The organism is Pseudomonas nicosulfuronedens, assembly GCF_005877905.1.
GTDB classification, from domain to species: domain Bacteria; phylum Pseudomonadota; class Gammaproteobacteria; order Pseudomonadales; family Pseudomonadaceae; genus Pseudomonas; species Pseudomonas nicosulfuronedens.
On record NZ_SWDV01000002.1, the window covers coordinates 274,573 to 292,362 of the forward strand.

General features: G+C 65.9%; 16 protein-coding genes. 9 read left to right on the forward strand and 7 right to left on the reverse strand.

Annotation, left to right across the window (positions count from 1 at the left end):
- Nucleotides 1–86: 86 nt before the first annotated feature.
- The 5 genes from FAS41_RS03455 to FAS41_RS03475 all read left to right on the forward strand — a co-directional run bounded on the left by FAS41_RS03455 (nt 87) and on the right by FAS41_RS03475 (nt 6,443).
- The gene (locus FAS41_RS03455; protein WP_138520252.1) at nt 87–2,438 is read left to right on the forward strand and encodes an ATP-binding protein; all 2,352 of its coding nucleotides are present in this window, start codon (nt 87–89) and stop codon (nt 2,436–2,438) included.
- A gap of 98 nt (nt 2,439–2,536) precedes the next feature.
- On the forward strand, nt 2,537–3,718 hold the full coding sequence (locus FAS41_RS03460; protein ID WP_138520253.1) for a two-component system response regulator: 1,182 nt from the start codon (nt 2,537–2,539) through the stop codon (nt 3,716–3,718).
- Between the two features lie 72 nt (nt 3,719–3,790).
- Nucleotides 3,791–4,687 carry a PA4780 family RIO1-like protein kinase gene (locus FAS41_RS03465; RefSeq protein WP_045217128.1) on the forward strand — a complete coding sequence of 299 codons (897 nt, stop codon included), beginning with the start codon at nt 3,791–3,793 and terminating at the stop codon, nt 4,685–4,687.
- A complete protein-coding gene (locus FAS41_RS03470; protein ID WP_373873570.1) occupies nt 4,672–5,244 on the forward strand; it encodes a nucleotidyltransferase family protein in 573 nt (190 codons plus the stop codon). The genes FAS41_RS03465 and FAS41_RS03470 overlap by 16 nt, the downstream gene beginning before the upstream one ends.
- 314 nt (nt 5,245–5,558) lie before the next feature.
- Nucleotides 5,559–6,443 carry an EamA family transporter gene (locus FAS41_RS03475; RefSeq protein ID WP_138520254.1) on the forward strand — a complete coding sequence of 295 codons (885 nt, stop codon included), beginning with the start codon at nt 5,559–5,561 and terminating at the stop codon, nt 6,441–6,443.
- Between the two features lie 7 nt (nt 6,444–6,450).
- On the opposite strand, the gene FAS41_RS03480 is transcribed toward FAS41_RS03475, so the two are convergent.
- From FAS41_RS03480 to FAS41_RS03500, 5 genes are all read right to left on the reverse strand, one after another.
- Nucleotides 6,451–6,777 (reverse strand): type II toxin-antitoxin system HicB family antitoxin, encoded by a 327-nt coding sequence (locus tag FAS41_RS03480; RefSeq protein ID WP_138520255.1) that lies wholly within the window; start codon nt 6,775–6,777, stop codon nt 6,451–6,453.
- A complete protein-coding gene (locus FAS41_RS03485; RefSeq protein ID WP_138520256.1) occupies nt 6,774–7,028 on the reverse strand; it encodes a type II toxin-antitoxin system HicA family toxin in 255 nt (84 codons plus the stop codon). The genes FAS41_RS03480 and FAS41_RS03485 overlap by 4 nt, the downstream gene beginning before the upstream one ends.
- A gap of 92 nt (nt 7,029–7,120) precedes the next feature.
- Nucleotides 7,121–7,522 (reverse strand): Cu(I)-responsive transcriptional regulator, encoded by a 402-nt coding sequence (cueR, locus tag FAS41_RS03490; protein ID WP_138520257.1) that lies wholly within the window; start codon nt 7,520–7,522, stop codon nt 7,121–7,123.
- 48 nt (nt 7,523–7,570) lie between these two features.
- On the reverse strand, nt 7,571–9,976 hold the full coding sequence (locus FAS41_RS03495; protein ID WP_138520258.1) for a heavy metal translocating P-type ATPase: 2,406 nt from the start codon (nt 9,974–9,976) through the stop codon (nt 7,571–7,573).
- Nucleotides 9,977–10,082: 106 nt separating this feature from the next.
- On the reverse strand, nt 10,083–10,556 hold the full coding sequence (locus FAS41_RS03500) for a hypothetical protein (protein ID WP_138520259.1): 474 nt from the start codon (nt 10,554–10,556) through the stop codon (nt 10,083–10,085).
- A 154-nt stretch (nt 10,557–10,710) separates the two neighbouring features.
- On the opposite strand from FAS41_RS03500, the gene FAS41_RS03505 reads away from it, so the two are divergent.
- Nucleotides 10,711–10,908, forward strand: coding sequence for a heavy-metal-associated domain-containing protein (locus FAS41_RS03505; protein ID WP_017521666.1), 198 nt, complete (start codon nt 10,711–10,713; stop codon nt 10,906–10,908).
- Between the two features lie 36 nt (nt 10,909–10,944).
- On the opposite strand, the gene FAS41_RS03510 is transcribed toward FAS41_RS03505, so the two are convergent.
- Complete coding sequence (locus FAS41_RS03510; protein ID WP_138520260.1) at nt 10,945–11,577, reverse strand: TetR family transcriptional regulator; 633 nt, start codon at nt 11,575–11,577, stop codon at nt 10,945–10,947.
- Nucleotides 11,578–11,732: 155 nt separating this feature from the next.
- Here FAS41_RS03510 and FAS41_RS03515 point away from each other — a divergent pair, with 155 nt between their 5' ends.
- The 3 genes from FAS41_RS03515 to FAS41_RS03525 all read left to right on the forward strand — a co-directional run bounded on the left by FAS41_RS03515 (nt 11,733) and on the right by FAS41_RS03525 (nt 17,469).
- Nucleotides 11,733–12,917 carry an efflux RND transporter periplasmic adaptor subunit gene (locus tag FAS41_RS03515; protein WP_138520261.1) on the forward strand — a complete coding sequence of 395 codons (1,185 nt, stop codon included), beginning with the start codon at nt 11,733–11,735 and terminating at the stop codon, nt 12,915–12,917.
- Between the two features lie 12 nt (nt 12,918–12,929).
- Nucleotides 12,930–16,082: an efflux RND transporter permease subunit gene (locus FAS41_RS03520; RefSeq protein WP_138520262.1), complete on the forward strand. Its 3,153-nt coding sequence runs from the start codon at nt 12,930–12,932 to the stop codon at nt 16,080–16,082.
- A gap of 211 nt (nt 16,083–16,293) precedes the next feature.
- Nucleotides 16,294–17,469, forward strand: a complete 1,176-nt coding sequence (locus FAS41_RS03525; RefSeq protein ID WP_138520263.1) for a multidrug effflux MFS transporter — start codon at nt 16,294–16,296, stop codon at nt 17,467–17,469.
- Here FAS41_RS03525 and FAS41_RS03530 read toward each other — a convergent pair whose 3' ends face one another.
- Nucleotides 17,470–17,649 (reverse strand): hypothetical protein, encoded by a 180-nt coding sequence (locus tag FAS41_RS03530; RefSeq protein ID WP_138520264.1) that lies wholly within the window; start codon nt 17,647–17,649, stop codon nt 17,470–17,472. It lies immediately after the preceding gene.
- Nucleotides 17,650–17,790 lie beyond the last annotated feature (141 nt).

A 17,790-nucleotide genomic window follows, 5' to 3' on the forward strand; every position in this document is an offset into this window, starting at 1 on the left:
CCAGTGCAGCAATCCGCATCACGTTTTCAAACTCGAAGCGCGGCGGCAGGGACTACGCTTGCTGGGTATTCCCTGAAGAAGACCCCATGCCCTTGCGCCGATTCTGCCTGTGCTGCCTTCTGCTGCTCCTTGCGCTGAGTGCCCAGAGCCGTGCCGCGAGCCTGGCGCTTAGCGACCCGGAGCGAGCCTTCATCTCGGCCCACGAGCCGATCCGCGTCGGCCTGTTCCGCGCCGGCTGGCCGCCGTTCGAGGTGATCGACGAGTTCGACCAGTTCCACGGCATCAGCGCCGACTACCTGCAGTTGCTCTCCGAGCGCCTGGGCATGAAGGTCCAGCCGGTACTGTACAACACCTGGGAAGAGGTGCTGGCGGCAGTGAAAGCCGGCGAGGTGGACCTGGTGCCTTCCGTGGCGGCCACCGAGGAGCGCCAGCGCTTCCTGAACTTCACCCAGCCCTACGTCACCACCAGCAGCCTGATCTTCGCCCGGCGCGACAGCACCATTCGCACACTGGATGACCTGTCCGGCCGCCGGGTGGCGGTGGAGCAGGGCTACGCCGTCCATGAGCTGCTGGGCAAGGCGGTGCCGGGTATCGACTTCGTGCTGGTGGAGGACTCCCCCGGCGCGCTGAAGGCCGTCTCCACCGGGCGTGCCGATGCCTATGTGGGTAACCTCATCTCCACCACCTTCCTGATCGAACAACTCAGCCTGTCCAACCTGGAGGTGCGGGGTGACAGCGGGCTGGGCAACAGCCAGGTGCGCTTCGCCCTGCGCAAGGAGCTGGAACCGCTGGTGCCGCTGCTGGACCGTGCACTGGGCAACATTACCCGCAGCGAGCAGGAGGCAATCCAGGCGCGCTGGCTGCCGTCGCTGGATGTCTTCGACTGGATGAACCTGCTGCAGATCGCCTGGCCGTGGGTGGTGGGCTTCCTCGCCCTGCTGACCTTCGTGCTGGTGTGGAACCGCCGGCTGTCGATCCAGGTGGCCGAGCGCGCCCGCGCCGAGGCGGAGGAGCGGCGCCAGCGCAGCACCCTGCTGGCGCTGATCAACTCGATCCCCGACCCGATCTGGTTCAAGGACACCCAGGGGCGCTACCTGGGCGTCAACCAGGCTTTCGCCGACTGCCTCGGGCGGGCCCCGGAGGACATAGTCGGGCGCAGCGACCAGCAGATGTTCAGCCGTGCGGCCGGCGCCGGTCGCCAGGAACGTGACCGCCAGGCGCTCACCGAGAGCGAGCCTTTCGCCAGCGAGGGTTGGGTGGTGTATCCCGACGGCCGGCGGGTGCTCTTCGATACCTTGCGCAGTGCCTTCCACGACGACCATGGCCGGCTGCTCGGGCTGGTGGGTGTCAGCCGTGACGTCACCGCGCGCAAGTCCACCGAATTGGCGCTGGCCGAGGCCCGCGACCTGGCCGAGGAGGCGGCGCAGCTCAAGAGTGACTTTCTCGCCAACATGAGCCACGAAATCCGCACGCCACTGAACATCATCATCGGCCTGGCACACCTGCTCCAGGAAACCACCCTGGACCCGCAACAGGTGGATTACCTGGGCAAGATCCAGGGTTCGGGCCAGTACCTGCTGGAGCTGATCAGCGACATCCTCGACCTGTCCCGCGTCGAAGCCGGCAAGCTGGAGTTCGAGCACATCGGCTTCGACCTGGAGCGCCTGCTCGGCGAGCTGTTCGATCTGTTCAACATCCGCGCCGCGAGCAAAGGCCTGGCAGTGCGCTGCGAGATCGACCCGCGGGTGCCCGCCCAGGTGGTGGGAGATTCGCTGCGCCTGCGACAGATCCTGATGAACTACGGCAACAACGCACTGAAGTTCACCGAACAGGGCGAGGTAGTGCTGATCGTTCGTCTGGAAGACGAGGACGAAGACAGCCTGCAGCTCTACTTCGCCTTCCGCGACACCGGCATCGGCATCTCCGAACCGCAGCAGGAGCGTCTGTTCGAGTCCTTCCAGCAGGCGGACAGCTCCATCACCCGCCGCTACGGCGGCTCCGGCCTGGGCTTGGCGATCTGCAAGAAGCTGGCGGAGGCGATGGGCGGCAGCGTCGGGGTGGAGAGCGAGCCCAACCACGGCAGCCTGTTCTGGTGCCGGCTGCCCCTGGGGCGGGTGGACGACTCGGTCAGCCTGAGCTTGCAGACCATCAGCCACGAACCGCTGCCGGTGCCCATGCTGCCGGCCGCTTCGGCGGCGCCGGCACTGCTGGAGAGCGGCAATGTCGCCGAGGTCGAGCAGGTCTGCCGGCGCCTGGCCCACTTGCTGGCGGCGGATGACCCGCGCGCCGGACGGTTGCTCGGCGAGCGTGCAAGCCTGCTGCGCAGCGTCTTCAATGAGGGCTACGAGGGCATCGCCACGAGCGTGCGGCGCTTCGAGTTCGAACGGGCCCTGGAAAGTCTGGTGAATCTCGCGAGGGAGCGTGACATCCGCATATGACGGGGCGGATAGAGCAAGTGGCGGTATGAACACGCGGGCAAGGCCGTGGTCCGATCAGCCATGGCATGTCACGAATCTGACCGATGCGAGGAGTTGCGATGGATAGCATGCTGGACCGGCCGGAGCAGGAGATGATCCTGGTGGTGGACGATCAGCCGGACAATCTGATGCTCATGAGCGAGCTGCTCATGGACCGCTACCAGGTACGCGTCGCCTCCAGCGGCGAGAAGGCGTTGCGCCTGATGCAGAGCGATCCGCGCCCGGACCTGGTGCTGCTCGACATCATGATGCCGGAGATGGACGGCTACGAAGTCTGCCGCCAGCTCAAGGCCGACCCGATGACCCGTGACATCCCGGTGATCTTCCTCACCGGCATGGTCAGCGCCGCCGACGAGCAGAGGGGCCTGGACCTGGGCGCGGTTGACTACCTGACCAAGCCGATCAGCCCGCCGGTGACCCTGGCGCGCATCCGCGCGCACCTGAACCTCAAGGCCAACGCCGACTTCCTGCGCGACAAGAGCGAGTACCTGGAACTGGAGGTGCGCCGCCGCGCCCGCGAGCTGCAGGCCATCCAGGACGCCACCCTGGAAGCCATGGCGACCCTCTGCGACCTGCGCGATAACCCCCACAGCAACCATCTGGTGCGCATCGAGCACTACATGCGCCTGCTGGGGAGCGCGCTGTCCCTGCACAGCGAGTTCGCCGCCGATTTGTCGGTGGAGAACATCGAGTTGCTGGTGCGCTCGGCGCAGTTGCACGACATCGGCAAGGTCGCCGTGCCCGACCGTATCCTGCACAGCCCCGGCCAGCTGGAAGAGGCTGACCGATTGATCCTCGAAAGCCACACCACTGTCGGCCGCGACGCGCTGGCGGCCGCCGAGCGCAAGCTGGGCTCCCCGGCGGAGTTCCTGCGATTCGCCAAGGAAATCGCCTACAGCCACCACGAACACTGGGACGGCAGTGGCTTCCCCGAGGGCCTGGCCGGCGAGCAGATTCCCCTGGGCGCGCGGATGCTCTCGCTGATCGACGGCTATGACGAACTCACCTGCCGTCACGCCTACCGCACCTCGCTGAGCCCGGAGGAGGCCGCCGCGCGCATCAAGGCCGGTGCCGGCAACCAGTTCGACCCGCGTGTGGTGGAGGCCTTCGGCGAGGTCGCCGAAGGCTTCGCCAACATCGCCCAGCGCTACGCCGACAGCGACGAGGCGCTGGGGTTGGAGCTGCAGCGGCTGGAAGACGCGGTAACCGAAAGTATCGAGCTGACACCGCCTGAACCCTGATCGCGCTGGGCGGTTGTCGACGGATGCCGTATAAGGAGCGCAGCGCCCCAGAGAGGTACGCCAGGAAGCCTGATGAAAACCCCGAAACGCCTGGAGCCGTTGATCGAAGACGGCCTGATCGATGAAGTATTACGCCCGCTGATGAGCGGCAAGGAAGCAGCGGTCTACGTGGTGCGCTGCGGCGCCGAACTGCGCTGCGCCAAGGTCTACAAGGAAGCCAACAAACGCAGCTTCCGCCAGGCCGCCGAGTACCAGGAAGGCCGCAAGGTGCGCAATAGCCGCCAGGCCCGCGCCATGGCCAAGGGCACCAAGTACGGCCGCAAGGAGCAGGAAGACGCCTGGCAGAACGCCGAGGTGGCCGCGCTGTTCCGCCTGGCCAACGCGGGGGTACGCGTCCCCAAACCTTATGATTTCCTCGACGGCGTGCTGTTGATGGAGATGGTCGCCGACGAAGAGGGGGATGCCGCGCCACGTCTGAACGACGTGGTGATGGAGCCCGAGCTGGCACGAGACTTCCACGAATTCCTCATCCGCCAGATCGTCATGATGCTCTGCGCAGGCCTCGTGCACGGCGACCTGTCGGAATTCAACGTGCTGGTCGGCCCGGATGGCCCGGTGATCATCGACCTGCCGCAGGCCGTGGATGCCGCCGGCAACAACCACGCCTTCCGCATGCTCGAACGTGACGTGGGCAACATGGCTGCCTACTTCGGCCGCTTTGCCCCGGAGCTCAAGTACACCCACTACGCCAAGGAAATGTGGGCCCTCTATGAAGACGGCAAGCTGCAGCCGGATACCCCGTTGACCGGGCACTTCGATGATCCGGAAGACGAGGCGGACGTGGATTCGGTGCTGCGTGAAATTGCCGAGGCCATGCGTGAGCAGGAGCGCCGCGAAGCCGGCCGTGCTGCCCAGGACGCCCCGCAGCAACGCGACGAGCCGCCGCCCCCGCCGTGGGAGCAGGCCTGAGCCCATTGCCCGGCGAGTCGGCGCTTCTTGCCCTGATCGCCGGGCAACCTGATCGTCTGCACCTGCTGCGTGTAGTGCGCGATCACGGCCCGGAAGACGCCTGGATCGCCGCAGGTTTCGTGCGCAATGCGGTTTGGGACGCCTTGCATGGCTACATCGAGCCCACGCCGCTCAGCGATATCGACGTGCTGTATTTCGCGGCCGACAGCCTGGAGCCCGAGGCGGACTGCGCCTGGGAGCGCCGGCTGCTGGACGTCTGCCCGGATGCGCCCTGGTCTGTACGCAATCAGGCGAGGATGCACCTGCGCAATGGAGACGCGCCCTACAGGGATTGCGCCGATGCCATGTGCCGCTGGCCGGAGGTCTGCACGGCGGTGGCGTTGCGTCTGCGCGGTGATTCCCTGGAGCTGCTGGCGCCGCTGGGCCTGGAGGACATCTGGGCGCTCCGTGTCCGGCCCACCGAGCACTTCCGCCGCAAGCCGGATATCTACCGCGAGCGCATCGCCGCCAAGAACTGGCCGGCGCGCTGGCCGAAGCTCCAGATCGAGCCCCTGTAGGAGCGAGCTTGCTCGCGAAGCAGATTTCCGACGGAGTCCCCGGTGTTGTGCGGTTCGCGAGCAAGCTCGCTCCTACCGGTCAGCTCCTTCGCTCCCGTTCTCGTCGGAGCGGACTCCGCGCCCCTCTGACTGGCTGGGTGTTGCTGGAAGGCAGTGGCGTGGAATGGCAGATATCGAGGGCTGGCTCCGTTCCTACAAAACCCTTCTCCACGGGCTGCCGAGAGCTGCCCGGAAAACTGTAAGGCCACAACTGTATCCATACATTTCAAGCGGGGGCTGTTAGTTTTCCCGCATCCCACCCCGAGCGCTCTGCCATGCCCCTCCGCCACGTTCTCCTCGCCTTGCTGGTCACCCTGATCTGGGGCGTCAACTTCGTCGTGATCAAGGTCGGCCTGCACGACTTCCCGCCGCTGCTGTTCTGCGCCCTGCGCTTCGCCCTGGCGGCGCTACCGTTGATCTTCCTGCGCGGCCCGCTGCCGGCGCCGTTCTGGCGCATCGTGCAGATCGGCGTACTGCTGGGCGTGGTCAAGTTCGGCCTGCTGTTCGTCGGTATGCATATCGGCATGCCCGCTGGCCTGTCGTCGCTGGTGCTGCAGAGCCAGGTGTTCTTCACCGTGCTGATCGCCGCTGCCTTCCTCGGCGAGCGTCCCAGCCCGCGTGCGTTGATCGGCTTGGCGCTGGCCGCTGGCGGCCTGCTGCTGATCGGCCTGGAACGCCCCATGGGCGACAGCCTGGTGGCCTTCCTGCTGGTGATTGCCGCCGCGCTGGCGTGGGCTTTTTCCAACATCGCCACCAAGCGCTCCGGTGCCAGCGACATGCTGCGCCTGATCAGCTGGGTCAGCCTGATCCCGCCGTTGCCGCTGCTGGTGCTGTCGTGGATCTTCGAAGGCCCGGAGGCCATCGAGCACGCCGTGGTCAACATCAACTGGACCGGCGCAGGCGCGCTGCTCTACATCGCCTTCCTCGCCACCACCGTCGGTTTCGGCCTGTGGAGCTTCCTGCTGCGCCGCTACCCGGCCAGCCAGGTCACGCCCTTCGCCCTCGCCGTGCCGGTGTCCGGGCTGCTGTCGGGCTGGCTGTTCCTGGGGGAAGACCTCACCACCCAGGACTGGATGGCCTGCGTGCTGGTGTTCGTCGGCCTGGCCGTAACCGTGCTGCCGGCTTCGATCTGGCGTCGTCGAGCGGTAGCGAACGCTTAGCAGGGTGTCAGACCACCTCGCCGAGGCGCTCTACTACCCACTGATTGATGCTCTGGTTGCTCAGCTCCGCCTTGATCGCCACCTGCGCATGCAGTTGCGGGTCCAGGCGCAAGCTGAGCTTGCCGGAGAACGGCCGCTGCGGTTCGCGGCCGAGTTTGCTGCAGGTCGCCAGGTAGTCGTCCACCGCCTCTTCGAACGCCTCGCGCAACTCGCCGACCGACTCACCGAGGAATCCGATCACGTCGCGGATGCCGGCGACATGGCCGATGAACAGCCCGTCGTCGTCGCTGTATTCGATTCGTGCGGCGTAGCCTTGGTATTTCATGGGCGTCATGGGTGGACTCCTGCCTGTTCGAGCAAAGCGCGTGCGTCACGCACCTGATAGGGCATGGCTTCCTTGGTCGGGTGTGGGCGATGGAAGGTGGCGATGATGCCATTCAGCTCGAAACGCACCCGTGAACCATGGCCCTCGACCACCTGCGCGCCGAGCGAGATCAGCAGCGACTCGATGCGCAGCCATTCCAGTGAAGCCGGAACGGGGAGGGAGTAGATCAACTCCACTGTCCTGCGTTGCCGGGCATTCATCCCGTGCTCCGATAGTTGGTATCAGATTATGCTACCAACTGATGCGAAGAGCCAGGTGTCGGATACGTCGCCAGGGGTCGTGTGAATTGTCTTCAGTGACAGCACTTCCCCGACTCCAGGTCCTTGAGGATCGGGCAGTCCGGCCGGTGGTCGCCCTGGCAGTGGTCGCTCAGTTCCTGCAGGGTGTCGCGCAGGCTGCTGAGTTCGGCGATCTTGCGGTTGAGTTCGTCGATGTGCCGGGCGGCCAGGGCCTTCACGTCGGCGCTGGCTCGCTGGCGGTCCTGCCAGAGGGCGAGCAGGTGGCCGACCTCTTCCAGTGAGAAGCCGAAATCCCGCGAGCGGCGGATGAAGGCCAGGGTGTGCAGGTCCTGCTCGCTGTAGTGACGGTAGCCGCTGGTGCTGCGGCCGGCGGGGGCGAGCAGACCGGTGGATTCGTAGTAGCGGATCATCTTCGCGGTCAGGCCGCTCTTCTTTGCTGCTTCACCGATGTTCATGCCGATTCCTCTTGAGCGACCGCCCCCGATAGTTCGGGGGCGACACTGTCATTTCTGATCCTGGGGTTTCCAGCGCTTGAGCAGCAGGGCGTTGCTCACCACGCTGACGCTCGAAGCGGCCATCGCCGCGCCGGCCACCATCGGGTTGAGCAGGCCGAAGGCCGCCAGCGGAATGCCCACCAGGTTGTAGATGAAGGCCCAGAACAGGTTCTGGCGGATCTTCGCGTAGGTGCGCCGGGAGATATCCAGCGCCGCCGGCACCAGGCGCGGGTCGCCGCGCATCAGGGTGATGCCGGCCGCGTGCATGGCAACATCGGTGCCGCCGCCCATGGCGATGCCGACGTCCGCCGCGGCCAGTGCAGGGGCATCGTTGATGCCGTCGCCGACCATCGCCACGACTTTGCCTGCCTGTCGCAATGCACCGACCACGGCAGCCTTGTCGCCGGGCAGCACTTCGGCGTGCACATCGTCCAGGCCCAGGGCGTCGGCGACGACCTTGGCGCTGCCACGGTTGTCACCGGTGATCAGGTGGCTGGCGATGCCGCGTTCGCGCAGAGCGTCAATGGCGACCTTCGCTCCTTCCTTGAGGCTGTCGCCAAAGGCGAACAGGGCGATGACGCGGGGCTGCGGTTTGCGCTCGATCAGCCAGGACAGGGTGCGGCCCTCGGCCTCCCATTGCCTGGCGGAGTCGGCCAGCGCTCCGGCTGGCAGCTGTGCTTCGTCGAGCATCCGCCGATTGCCCAGGGCCAGCAGGCGGCCATCGATGCGGCCCTGGATGCCACGCCCGGTCAGGGCCTGGATGGCCTCGGCGGCGGCGGGGTTCAGGCTGCGCTCGGCGCAGGCATCGAGTACGGCGCGAGCCAGCGGGTGTTCACTGCCGCGTTGCAGGGCGCCGGCCAGGGCCAGGGCTTCGGCCTCGTCGCCGCTCGCGGCGAGGTTGGTGATGCGCGGCTGACCGGAGGTGAGGGTGCCGGTCTTGTCGAAGGCCACGGCGGTCACCGCATGGGCGACTTCCAGGGCTTCGGCGTCCTTGATCAGGATGCCATGCTTGGCCGCTACGCCGGTGCCCGCCATGATCGCGGTCGGGGTGGCGAGGCCCAGGGCGCAGGGGCAGGCGATGACCAGCACGGCCACGGCGTTGATCAGTGCCTGTTCCCAGCCAGCGCCAGCGATCAGCCAGCCGACCAGGGTGAGCAGGGCAATGCCGATCACCACCGGCACGAACACGTTGCTGACCTTGTCCACCAGCTTCTGGATCGGTGCCTTGGCTGCCTGGGCGTCTTCCACCAGGCGGATGATGCGTGCCAGCACGGTCTCGCCGCCCAGTGCAGTAGTCTTCACGCGCAACACGCCTTCGCCGTTGATGGCGCCGCCGGTGACCGGATCGCCGATGTCCTTGGGCACCGGCAGGCTTTCGCCGGTGATCAGGGCCTCGTCGGCATGGCTCTGCCCGGCGAGGACTTCACCGTCCACCGGGAAACGTTCGCCGGGGCGCACGAGCACTTCGTCGCCCAGGCGCAGTTCGGCGATGGCGACGTCCTCTTCGATACCGTCACGCACGCGGGTAGCGCGCTCTGGCCGCAAGGCTTCAAGAGCTCGGATGGCGGCGGCGGTCTGGCGTTTGGCGCGGCTTTCCAGGTACTTGCCGAGCAGGATCAGGGTGATGACCACGGCGCTGGCTTCGAAGTACAGGTGCGGCATCTGCCCGGGAGCTGCGGCGTACCAGAGGTACAGGCTCAGGCCATAGCCGGCGCTGGTGCCGAGGGCGACCAGCAGGTCCATATTGCCGCTGCGGGCGCGTACGGCCTTGTAGGCCGATACATAGAAGCGAGCGCCGATGATGAATTGCACGGGCGTGGCGAGGACGAACTGCACCCAGGCCGGCAGCATCCAGTGCTGGCCGAACCAGTCGCCAACCATCGGCAGCACCAGCGGCAGCGACAGCAGGATGGCGGCGGCCAGCCACCAGCGCTCGCGCGCCAGGCGGGCCACGGCCGGGTCCACGGTGGGTTGGTCTGGTTCAAGGGGGCGGGCCTTGTAGCCGGCCTTGTCGACGGCAGCGATCAGCGTGGCTGCCTCCACCGCGCCGAGCAACTCGACATGGGCGCGCTCACTGGCCAGGTTGACGCTGGCTGTGCGCACACCGGGCACCTTGGCCAGGGCGCGCTCGACGCGCCCGACGCAACTGGCGCAGGTCATGCCCTCGATGGCCAGTTCCAGGCTGTGGGCCGGTACCTGGTAACCGGCCTGCTCGACGGCGGCGACCAAAGCCGGCAGGGTGTTGCTGCTGGACGGTGCGGCGAGTTGCACGCGGGCCTGTTCGCTGGCCAGGTTGACGCTGGCGTCCTGCACGCCGGGCACTTTGCGCAGGGCGCGCTCGACCCGACCAGCGCAGCTGGCGCAGGTCATCCCGGAGACGGGCAGGTCGAGCTCGATGGGGTTGGCGCTGCTCATGGGGCTTTCTCCCTGAAGTTCCCCGATAGCATCAACCTTGACACGAGGGTAAGGTCAACCCTCGTTCGCTGCCATCTTGTCGCAGGTCAGGCCGCGAGGCGGATTCTCAACTGCCGCTGGAGACCGGCATCAGGTAAAGACCGCTCTCGCTGTTGGCGATACGGAACTTGCGCACTTCGCCGGCATGCAATTGGACAGACTGCGCGCGCAGCGGCTGGATACCACTGCGGCAGAGTCCGGAGTTGGCGGTCTGCAGGCGAAGGGAGACTTCGCCAGGCGGCAGGTTGAGGGCGATTTCGCCTTCGGGCTGCAGGCGCGAGACCTTTTCGTCCTGTACATAGAGGTCGATGTCGCAGGCGGTGCCGGTATCCAGCCGTTCGCGGCTGACGATCAGCACGGCATAGGCCACCGGCTGTGCGTCGGGCACTGGCCAGGAGCCGGGAGTGCTTGGTGGCGGCGCGGTCGGGGAAGTAGGCGCGGGTGCGGAAGGCGCCGAGGGCTCTTCGGGCATGCCGTCGGCGCAAGCAATGAACGGGAGGGCGGCCGTGAGGCCAACGGCGAGCAGTAGGGAACGGCGCATGGGCGTTCTCCGATGAGTCAGCTATTTCCGCAGCTTGGCTGAGAGGCTGACGTAGGACAAGTGCAAGGCGACTTCAGCGCGACAGGCTTGACCTTGCCACGGTGGCAAGGTCGAAACTGCACCCAACGCTTCAATCCATCAGAGGAGAGATTCCATGCACACCTTCAATGTCAAAGGCATGAGCTGCGGCCACTGCGTGCGGGCCATCACCCAGGCGGTACAGGCGCTGGATGCCGCGGCGGATGTACAGGTCGACCTGGGTGCCGGCGAAGTCCGCGTCGCCAGCCGTCTGGACGATTCCGCGATTCTCGCGGCGATCCGCGAGGAAGGCTACGAGGCCGAGGCGGCCTGAGGTTTCATTCCTTCCGGGCCGGCGTCCTGCCGGCCCTTACGCCAGTGCCGGATGCCAGTCGCGCACCAGCCCACGGAACACGGCGTCGAACAGTTCGCGGGTTTCCTGCAACGGGTCGAACAGGCCCGGGTCGCGCAGCCAGTCACTGAGCAGGCCGAAGATCATCGCGTGCACCGCTCGCGAGGCGATCTTGGGCGTCACGCCGGGCATCAGCCGTGTGCGGCAATCCTCGCGGTTGAACAGCTGCTCGCAAAGCTCGATGAACTGGCGGACGAACTGGTTATGGCGCTCCTCGGCGTCGCGCAATTCATCGGTGAACTCGCAGCGTTGCAGGAGGATGGTGAGGATGCGCCGGCGCTGCTCGTCGCGGGCCAGGTTCTCGACCACTTCCACGCTGAGCTGGAACAGCGATTCGATCGGGTCGTGGCCGTCGCAGCCGGACAGCCGCTGCGCCAGCTGCTCAGGCGGCAGGCGGACCTGGTTGAGCATGTCGTTGAACAAGTGTGCCTTGTTCTGGAAGTGCCAATACACCGCTCCGCGGGTCACTCCTGCGGCGCGCGCGATCTCTTCGAGACTGGTATTTGAGACGCCTTTCGCAAAGAAAAGGCCTTCAGCCGAGTCAAGAATCGTCTGACGGGTTCGTTCCGAATCTTCTTTAGTTCTTCGCATGGCGCTTGCTGGTATACAGGCTAGGATCACTGAGTGACAGGCAGTTTACTGATTTTATAGCGCTAACAGTGCTTTACAGACACTGGCGTAGGTAAGAGTCACACCGTCGTCGTCCCCTGGGGTTCCGCCGTCAGTCATTTCCATGGAGAGGTTACATGCCGTTTGCCCGTCGTTTGCCCGTCGCGCTTGCTGTCGTTGGGTTGCCAGTCCTGTTTTCTGCCTGGGCCCAGGCCGAGGACAAACCTGCCACGGCGGCGCCTCCTCCCCCGGCAGTGACGGTCGAAGTGGCCAAGAGCGCTCCGGTGCCCCTGACCTTCGAATACGCCGCGCGGACCGCCGGCTACCGCGAAGTGGAAGTGCGCGCCCAGGTCAGCGGCATCCTGCAGCGTCGCACCTACGAGGAGGGCCGGCCGGTGAAGGAGGGCCAGGTGCTGTTCCGCATCGACCCGCGTCCCTACCAGGCTGCGCTGGGCCAGGCCAAGGGTTCCCTGGCGCAGACCCAGGCGCGCTACCGGCAGACGGAGCGCGACCTCAAACGTATCCGCGAACTGCAGAAAAAGGGCTTTGCCAGCGAGAGCGAACTGGATCGCTACGTCTCCGATTTCGAACAGGCCAAGGCGGACGTCGAGGCGGCGAAGGCCAATGTCCAGGCCAAGCAGATCGACCTGAACTACACCACGGTTACCGCGCCGATTTCCGGCATGGCGAGCAAGGAAGTGCGCTCGGAGGGCAGCCTGGTGGCGGCCAGCGATCCGAACTCCAGCCTGCTGACCAAGCTCACCCAGCTCGACCCGGTGTACGTCAACTTCGCCTATCCCGACACCCAGGCCGCGCAGATGAACGATGGGGTGAAGAGTGGTCGCTACATCCTGCCCAAGGACGGCAAGCTGACCGCCGAGTTGCGCTTCGGTGATGGCAGCAAGTACCCCATCGAAGGCGTCGTCGATTTCACCGACAGCTTCGTCAACACCGGCACCGGCACCGTGAACGCCCGCGCCGTGGTGCCCAACCCGCACAACCTGCTGATCCCTGGTCAGTTCGTGCGCATCCTGATCACCGGCATCACCCAGAGCAACGCCGTGACCCTGCCCGAGCGCGCACTGGCCCAGGGCCCGCGCGGCACCTTCGTCTACGTGGTGGACAAGGACGGTTTCGCCCGTGTGCGCCAGGTGACGACCTCCAAGACCGTCAACGGCCGCTGGATTATCGATGCCGGCGTGGATGACGGTGACCATGTGATCGTCGAAGGCATTCCCAAGGTCAGGCCGGACCAGCCGGTAAAGGCCAGCGAGGCAGCACCGCAGTCGCCTGCGCCGCAACCCGCCCAGGCACAGTCCTAAGGAGCGCCCATCGTGATCTCGCGCTTCTTCATCGAACGCCCCGTGTTCGCGATGGTGATTTCCATCGTGATCCTGCTCGCCGGCCTCGTCGCCATGCGCGCGCTGCCCATCGCCCAGTACCCGGAAATCGTCCCGCCGCAGGTGTCGGTTTCCGCCGCGTACCCCGGCGCCAGCTCCCAGGTGATCGCCGAAACCGTGGCCGCTCCGCTGGAGCAGGAAATCAACGGCGTCGAAGGCATGATCTACCAGCTGTCGAACTCCGACAGCAGCGGGGCCATGAGCCTGACCGTTTACTTCGAGGTGGGCACCGACCCGGACCAGGCCACCATCGACGTCAACAACAAGGTGCAGGCCGCGCTCGCCAAGCTTCCGGAAGAGGTACGCCGGCAGGGCGTGCAGGTGGAGAAAAAATCCTCCGACATCCTGCAGGTGGTGACCCTGTTCTCACCGGACAACTCCCGCGACCCGATCTTCATCAGTAACTACGCGCTGATCAACGTGATCGACGACCTCAAGCGGATCCCCGGGGTTGGTGACGTCAGCCAGTTCGGTTCCAAGGACTACTCCATGCGTATCTGGCTACGGCCGGACAAGCTGGCGCAATACAACATGACGCCTTCGGACGTGGCGAGCGCGATCCGCGAGCAGAACTCGCAGTTCGCCGCGGGCAGCTTCGGCCAGCAACCGATGAAGGAGCCGCAGGACTTCACCTACATGGCGACCGCCCAGGGGCGGTTCACTGATCCGAAGGAATTCGAGAGCATCATCCTGCGCAGTGACCCGACCGGCGCCAGCCTGTTGCTCAAGGACGTGGCGCGCGTCGAACTCGGGGCCCAGGACTATTCCCTGGTGACCTCGCTGAACGGCCAGCAGAACGCTGCCTTCGGTATCTACCTGCAGCCGGGCGCCAACGCACTGGATACCGCCCAGGCCGTGCGCGACCACATGGACGCCATGGCCAAGCGCTTCCCTGAAGGCATCACCTACAAGATTCCCTACGACACCACCATCTTCGTGCAGGTCTCCATCGAGGAAGTGATCCATACCTTCATCGAGGCGCTGATCCTGGTGATGGTCGTGGTCTTCGTGTTCCTGCAGAGCATCCGCGCCACGCTGATCCCGGTGCTGGCGATTCCCGTCTCGCTGGTCGGTACCTTCGCCGGCATGTACCTGATGGGCTTCTCCATCAACCTGCTGTCGCTGTTCGGCATGGTGCTGGCCATCGGCATCGTGGTGGACGACGCGATCGTGGTGCTGGAGAACGTCGAGCGGGTGATGCGCACCGAGAAGCTCGGACCCAAGGAGGCGGCGATCAAGGCGATGGAGGAGGTGACCGGACCGATCGTCGCCATCGTGCTGGTACTTTGCGCCGTGTTCATCCCCGTCGGGTTCCTCGGCGGCCTGGCCGGGCAGATGTACAAGCAGTTCGCGATCACCATCGCGGTGTCGGTGGTGATCTCCGGCATCGTGGCCCTGACCTTGTCACCGGCACTCTGCGCGTTGATCCTCAAGCCTGAACACAAGGAGCCGGCTGCGCCGTTCCGCTGGTTCAACCGCATGTTCGAAAAAGCCACCAACGGCTATGGCGCTGGCGTGCAGTTCTTCCTCAAACGGGCGGCGCTGGGGCTGCTGCTGTTCGGCGGCATGATCGCCCTGCTGGTCATCCTGTTCGGCCGGGTCCCCGGCTCGCTGGTGCCCGACGAGGACCAGGGCTACGTGCTCAACGCCTACTTCCTGCCGCCGGCGGCCTCGCTGACCCGTACCGAGAAGCTCACCAGCGACGTGACCCATCAGTTGATGAAGCACCCGGCGGTACAGGATGTGGTGACCTTCGCCGGCTTCGACATCCTCACCTTCGGCACCCGCAGCAACGCCGGCGTGTCCTTCGTGCCGCTCAAGGACTGGAAGGAACGCACCACCCCCGAGCTGGACGCGCGCAACCTGACCCATGAATTCATGAAGATGGGCGCGGGGCAGGAAGACGGCGTGGTGATGTCCTTCAACCCGCCGCCGATCACCGGCATGAGTACCACCGGCGGCTTCGAGGCCTATATCCAGGACCGCAGCGGTGGCACCTCCGAGCAGCTGGAAGAGGTAACCATGAAGTTCCTCGCCGCCGCGGCCAAACGGCCGGAGCTGGCGGGGGTGAACACCACCTTCAACGCCAACGTGCCGCAATACTACATCGACCTGGACCGCACCAAGGCGCGCTCCCTGGGCGTAGCGATCAATGACGTGTTCACCGCCATGCAGTCCACCTTCGGCAGCTACTACGTCAACGACTTCACGCTCTACGGGCGGACTTGGCAGGTCACCCTGGAATCGGAGCCGGAGTTCCGCCGCAAACCGGACGACCTGAGCCAGGTCTTCGTGCGTTCCTCCACGGGCGATCTGGTGCCCTTGACCACGCTGGTGTCGGTCAAACGCATCCTCGGTCCGGACTCCTACGCACGCTTCAACGTCTTCCCGGCGGCCAAGCTGCTTGGCGGTCCGGCGCCGGGTTACAGCTCCGGCCAGTCCCTGGCGGCAATGCAGGAAGTGGCCAACGAGGTGTTGGGGCAGGACTACACCCTGGCGTGGATCGGCTCGGCCTACCAGGAGCTGGCGACCCAGGGCTCGGGTAGCACGGCGTTCATCTTCGGCCTGATCCTGGTGTTCCTCATCCTCGCGGCCCAATACGAGCGCTGGACGCTGCCGCTGGCGGTGGTCACCGCGGTGCCCTTCGCCGTATTCGGGGCGATCCTGGCGATCTGGCTGCGCGGACTGGATAACGACGTGTACTTCCAGGTCGGCCTGGTGACCCTGATCGGCCTGGCGGCGAAAAACGCCATCCTGATCATCGAGTTCGCTGTGCTGTGCCGCGAAGAGCAGGGCATGGGCCCGGTCGAGGCCGCGCTGGAAGCGGCCAAGCTGCGCTTCCGCCCCATCGTGATGACCTCGCTGGCCTTCATCCTGGGTTGCGTGCCACTGGCGATCAGTACCGGCGCCGGTTCCGCCAGCCGTCACTCCATCGGCACCGGGGTGATCGGCGGGATGCTGGCAGCGACCCTGCTGGCGACCTTCCTTATCCCGATGTTCTACATGCTGGTGGAATCGGCCGCCGACAAGCTCAGTGGTCGCAAGAGCAAGACCAAGCCCGCCACAGAGGGGGCGCACGAGGTCTGATGTCCTGACAGGTCCGGTCGGCGCGGCCGGGCCTGTCTCTCCCATTATTTGGGGAGTTGCTTCGGGGGTTGCTTAGGGAGCTTGCTAATTTTTCGGGCCAAGCCACAATGCAGGGCTTCGCCGCGTCATCCGTGCGCGCCAACAAGATATTCACACCGGCCTGCCCGCGGTCTTCGCCGCTCCTCGGCGGACGCGTGTGACCAGGTGATCCATGAACCTCCGCATCCTGCTGATCCTCGGCGCCCTCAGCGCCTTCGGGCCCATGGCCATCGACTTCTACCTGCCCAGCTTCCCGACGTTGGCGCAGGCCTTTGGCACCGACGTCGAACATATCCAGCTGAGCCTGTCGGCTTATTTCGCCGGCCTTGCCCTCGGTCAGCTGCTCTACGGTCCGCTGGCCGATCGTGTTGGTCGGCGCATGCCGCTGCTGCTGGGGGTCAGCATCTTCACCCTGGCGTCCGTCGCCTGCGCCTTCGCGCCGAACCTGGAGTGGCTGATCGGCGCACGCTTCGTCCAGGCGCTGGGCGGTTGCGCGGGGATGGTGATCTCGCGGGCAGTGGTGCGTGATCTTTGCGACCCGGTGGCTGCCGCCAAGGCCTTTTCGCAACTGATGCTGGTGATGGGGCTGGCGCCGATCCTGGCACCGCTGGGCGGCGGGTTGCTGCTCAGCCTGTCGGGCTGGCAGTCGATCTTCTTCTGCCTGACGTTGTTCAGCGCCCTGGCCGGTGGCGCCATCGCGCTGTGGCTTCCCGAGACCATTCCGGCCGGGCCGCGTGCGCCGCTGCGGGGGGCTCTCGGGCAGTATCGGGCACTGTTCCGCGACCGCTCCTTCCTCACCTACGCGCTCACCGGCGGCGTGGCCATTGCCGGGATGTTCTCCTATATCGCCGGCTCGCCGTTCATCTTCATCCAGCTCTACGGCGTGCCAGCCGAGCACTACGGCTGGATCTTCGGCAGCAACGCCGCGGGCTTCATCCTGATGGCACAGGTCAACGCGCGGCTGCTGCGCTATCGCGGGCCGGGGTTCTGGCTGCGGCGGGCGGTCTGGGTATATTTCGGTTGTGGCGTGGCGCTGCTGGCGGTGACCCTGGCGAAGCCGACGCAACTCTGGCCGCTGCTGATTCCGTTGTTTGGCTCCATCGCCAGCCTGGGCTTCCTCATGCCCAATTCGTCAGCCTGCGCCATGGCCAGCCAGGGCCGGCACGCGGGCAGTGCGTCGGCGCTGATGGGCAGCCTGCAGTTCACCGTCGCGGCGGGTGCTTCGGCGCTGGTTGGGGCCTTGCACGACGGCTCGGCGCTGCCGATGGCCGTAGTCATCACGGTGTGCGGCCTGGTGGCCGCGGTGCTTGGCTGGCTGAGCGGGCAGATCAGCGAGCGTGCCGCGTGATCAGCCGGCGGCGCGTTGCACCCGTTCGGGTAGCTGGTGCGGTGCCCTCAAGCGGGCTTCGAGGGTAGCGACGAAACTGCGTGCCTCCCGTTCGCTGCGGAAGCGCACGGCCTGCTGGTCGAGGCAGACTTCCCACGGCTGGTCTTTGCGGAGGCTGGACGGACGGACGAGGATGTTCATGGTGCTCACCCCTGTGCTGTCAGGTGAAAAGGGACTCTCAGTGTAGTCCTGTCATGTGGCGGTAGCAGGTGCGACCTGTGGTCGCCGACATGCGGCGTCCAACTGGCTGGAAAGCCTTGCAGCCGCCGTCCCAGAGCGCTG

Excerpts from the sequence above, each read along its gene's own strand:
- FAS41_RS03460 (WP_138520253.1), top strand. The coding sequence starts at position 2,537 with ATGGATAGCATGCTGGACCGGCCGGAGCAGGAGATGATCCTGGTGGTG.
- FAS41_RS03475 (WP_138520254.1), top strand. The coding sequence starts at position 5,559 with ATGCCCCTCCGCCACGTTCTCCTCGCCTTGCTGGTCACCCTGATCTGG.
- FAS41_RS03500 (WP_138520259.1), bottom strand. The coding sequence starts at position 10,556 with ATGCGCCGTTCCCTACTGCTCGCCGTTGGCCTCACGGCCGCCCTCCCG.
- FAS41_RS03505 (WP_017521666.1), top strand. The coding sequence starts at position 10,711 with ATGCACACCTTCAATGTCAAAGGCATGAGCTGCGGCCACTGCGTGCGG.
- FAS41_RS03455 (WP_138520252.1), top strand. The coding sequence starts at position 87 with ATGCCCTTGCGCCGATTCTGCCTGTGCTGCCTTCTGCTGCTCCTTGCG.
- FAS41_RS03485 (WP_138520256.1), bottom strand. The coding sequence starts at position 7,028 with ATGAATGCCCGGCAACGCAGGACAGTGGAGTTGATCTACTCCCTCCCC.
- cueR (WP_138520257.1), bottom strand. The coding sequence starts at position 7,522 with ATGAACATCGGTGAAGCAGCAAAGAAGAGCGGCCTGACCGCGAAGATG.
- FAS41_RS03530 (WP_138520264.1), bottom strand. The coding sequence starts at position 17,649 with ATGAACATCCTCGTCCGTCCGTCCAGCCTCCGCAAAGACCAGCCGTGG.
- FAS41_RS03480 (WP_138520255.1), bottom strand. The coding sequence starts at position 6,777 with ATGACGCCCATGAAATACCAAGGCTACGCCGCACGAATCGAATACAGC.
- FAS41_RS03525 (WP_138520263.1), top strand. The coding sequence starts at position 16,294 with ATGAACCTCCGCATCCTGCTGATCCTCGGCGCCCTCAGCGCCTTCGGG.
- FAS41_RS03510 (WP_138520260.1), bottom strand. The coding sequence starts at position 11,577 with ATGCGAAGAACTAAAGAAGATTCGGAACGAACCCGTCAGACGATTCTT.
- FAS41_RS03495 (WP_138520258.1), bottom strand. The coding sequence starts at position 9,976 with ATGAGCAGCGCCAACCCCATCGAGCTCGACCTGCCCGTCTCCGGGATG.
- FAS41_RS03515 (WP_138520261.1), top strand. The coding sequence starts at position 11,733 with ATGCCGTTTGCCCGTCGTTTGCCCGTCGCGCTTGCTGTCGTTGGGTTG.
- FAS41_RS03465 (WP_045217128.1), top strand. The coding sequence starts at position 3,791 with ATGAAAACCCCGAAACGCCTGGAGCCGTTGATCGAAGACGGCCTGATC.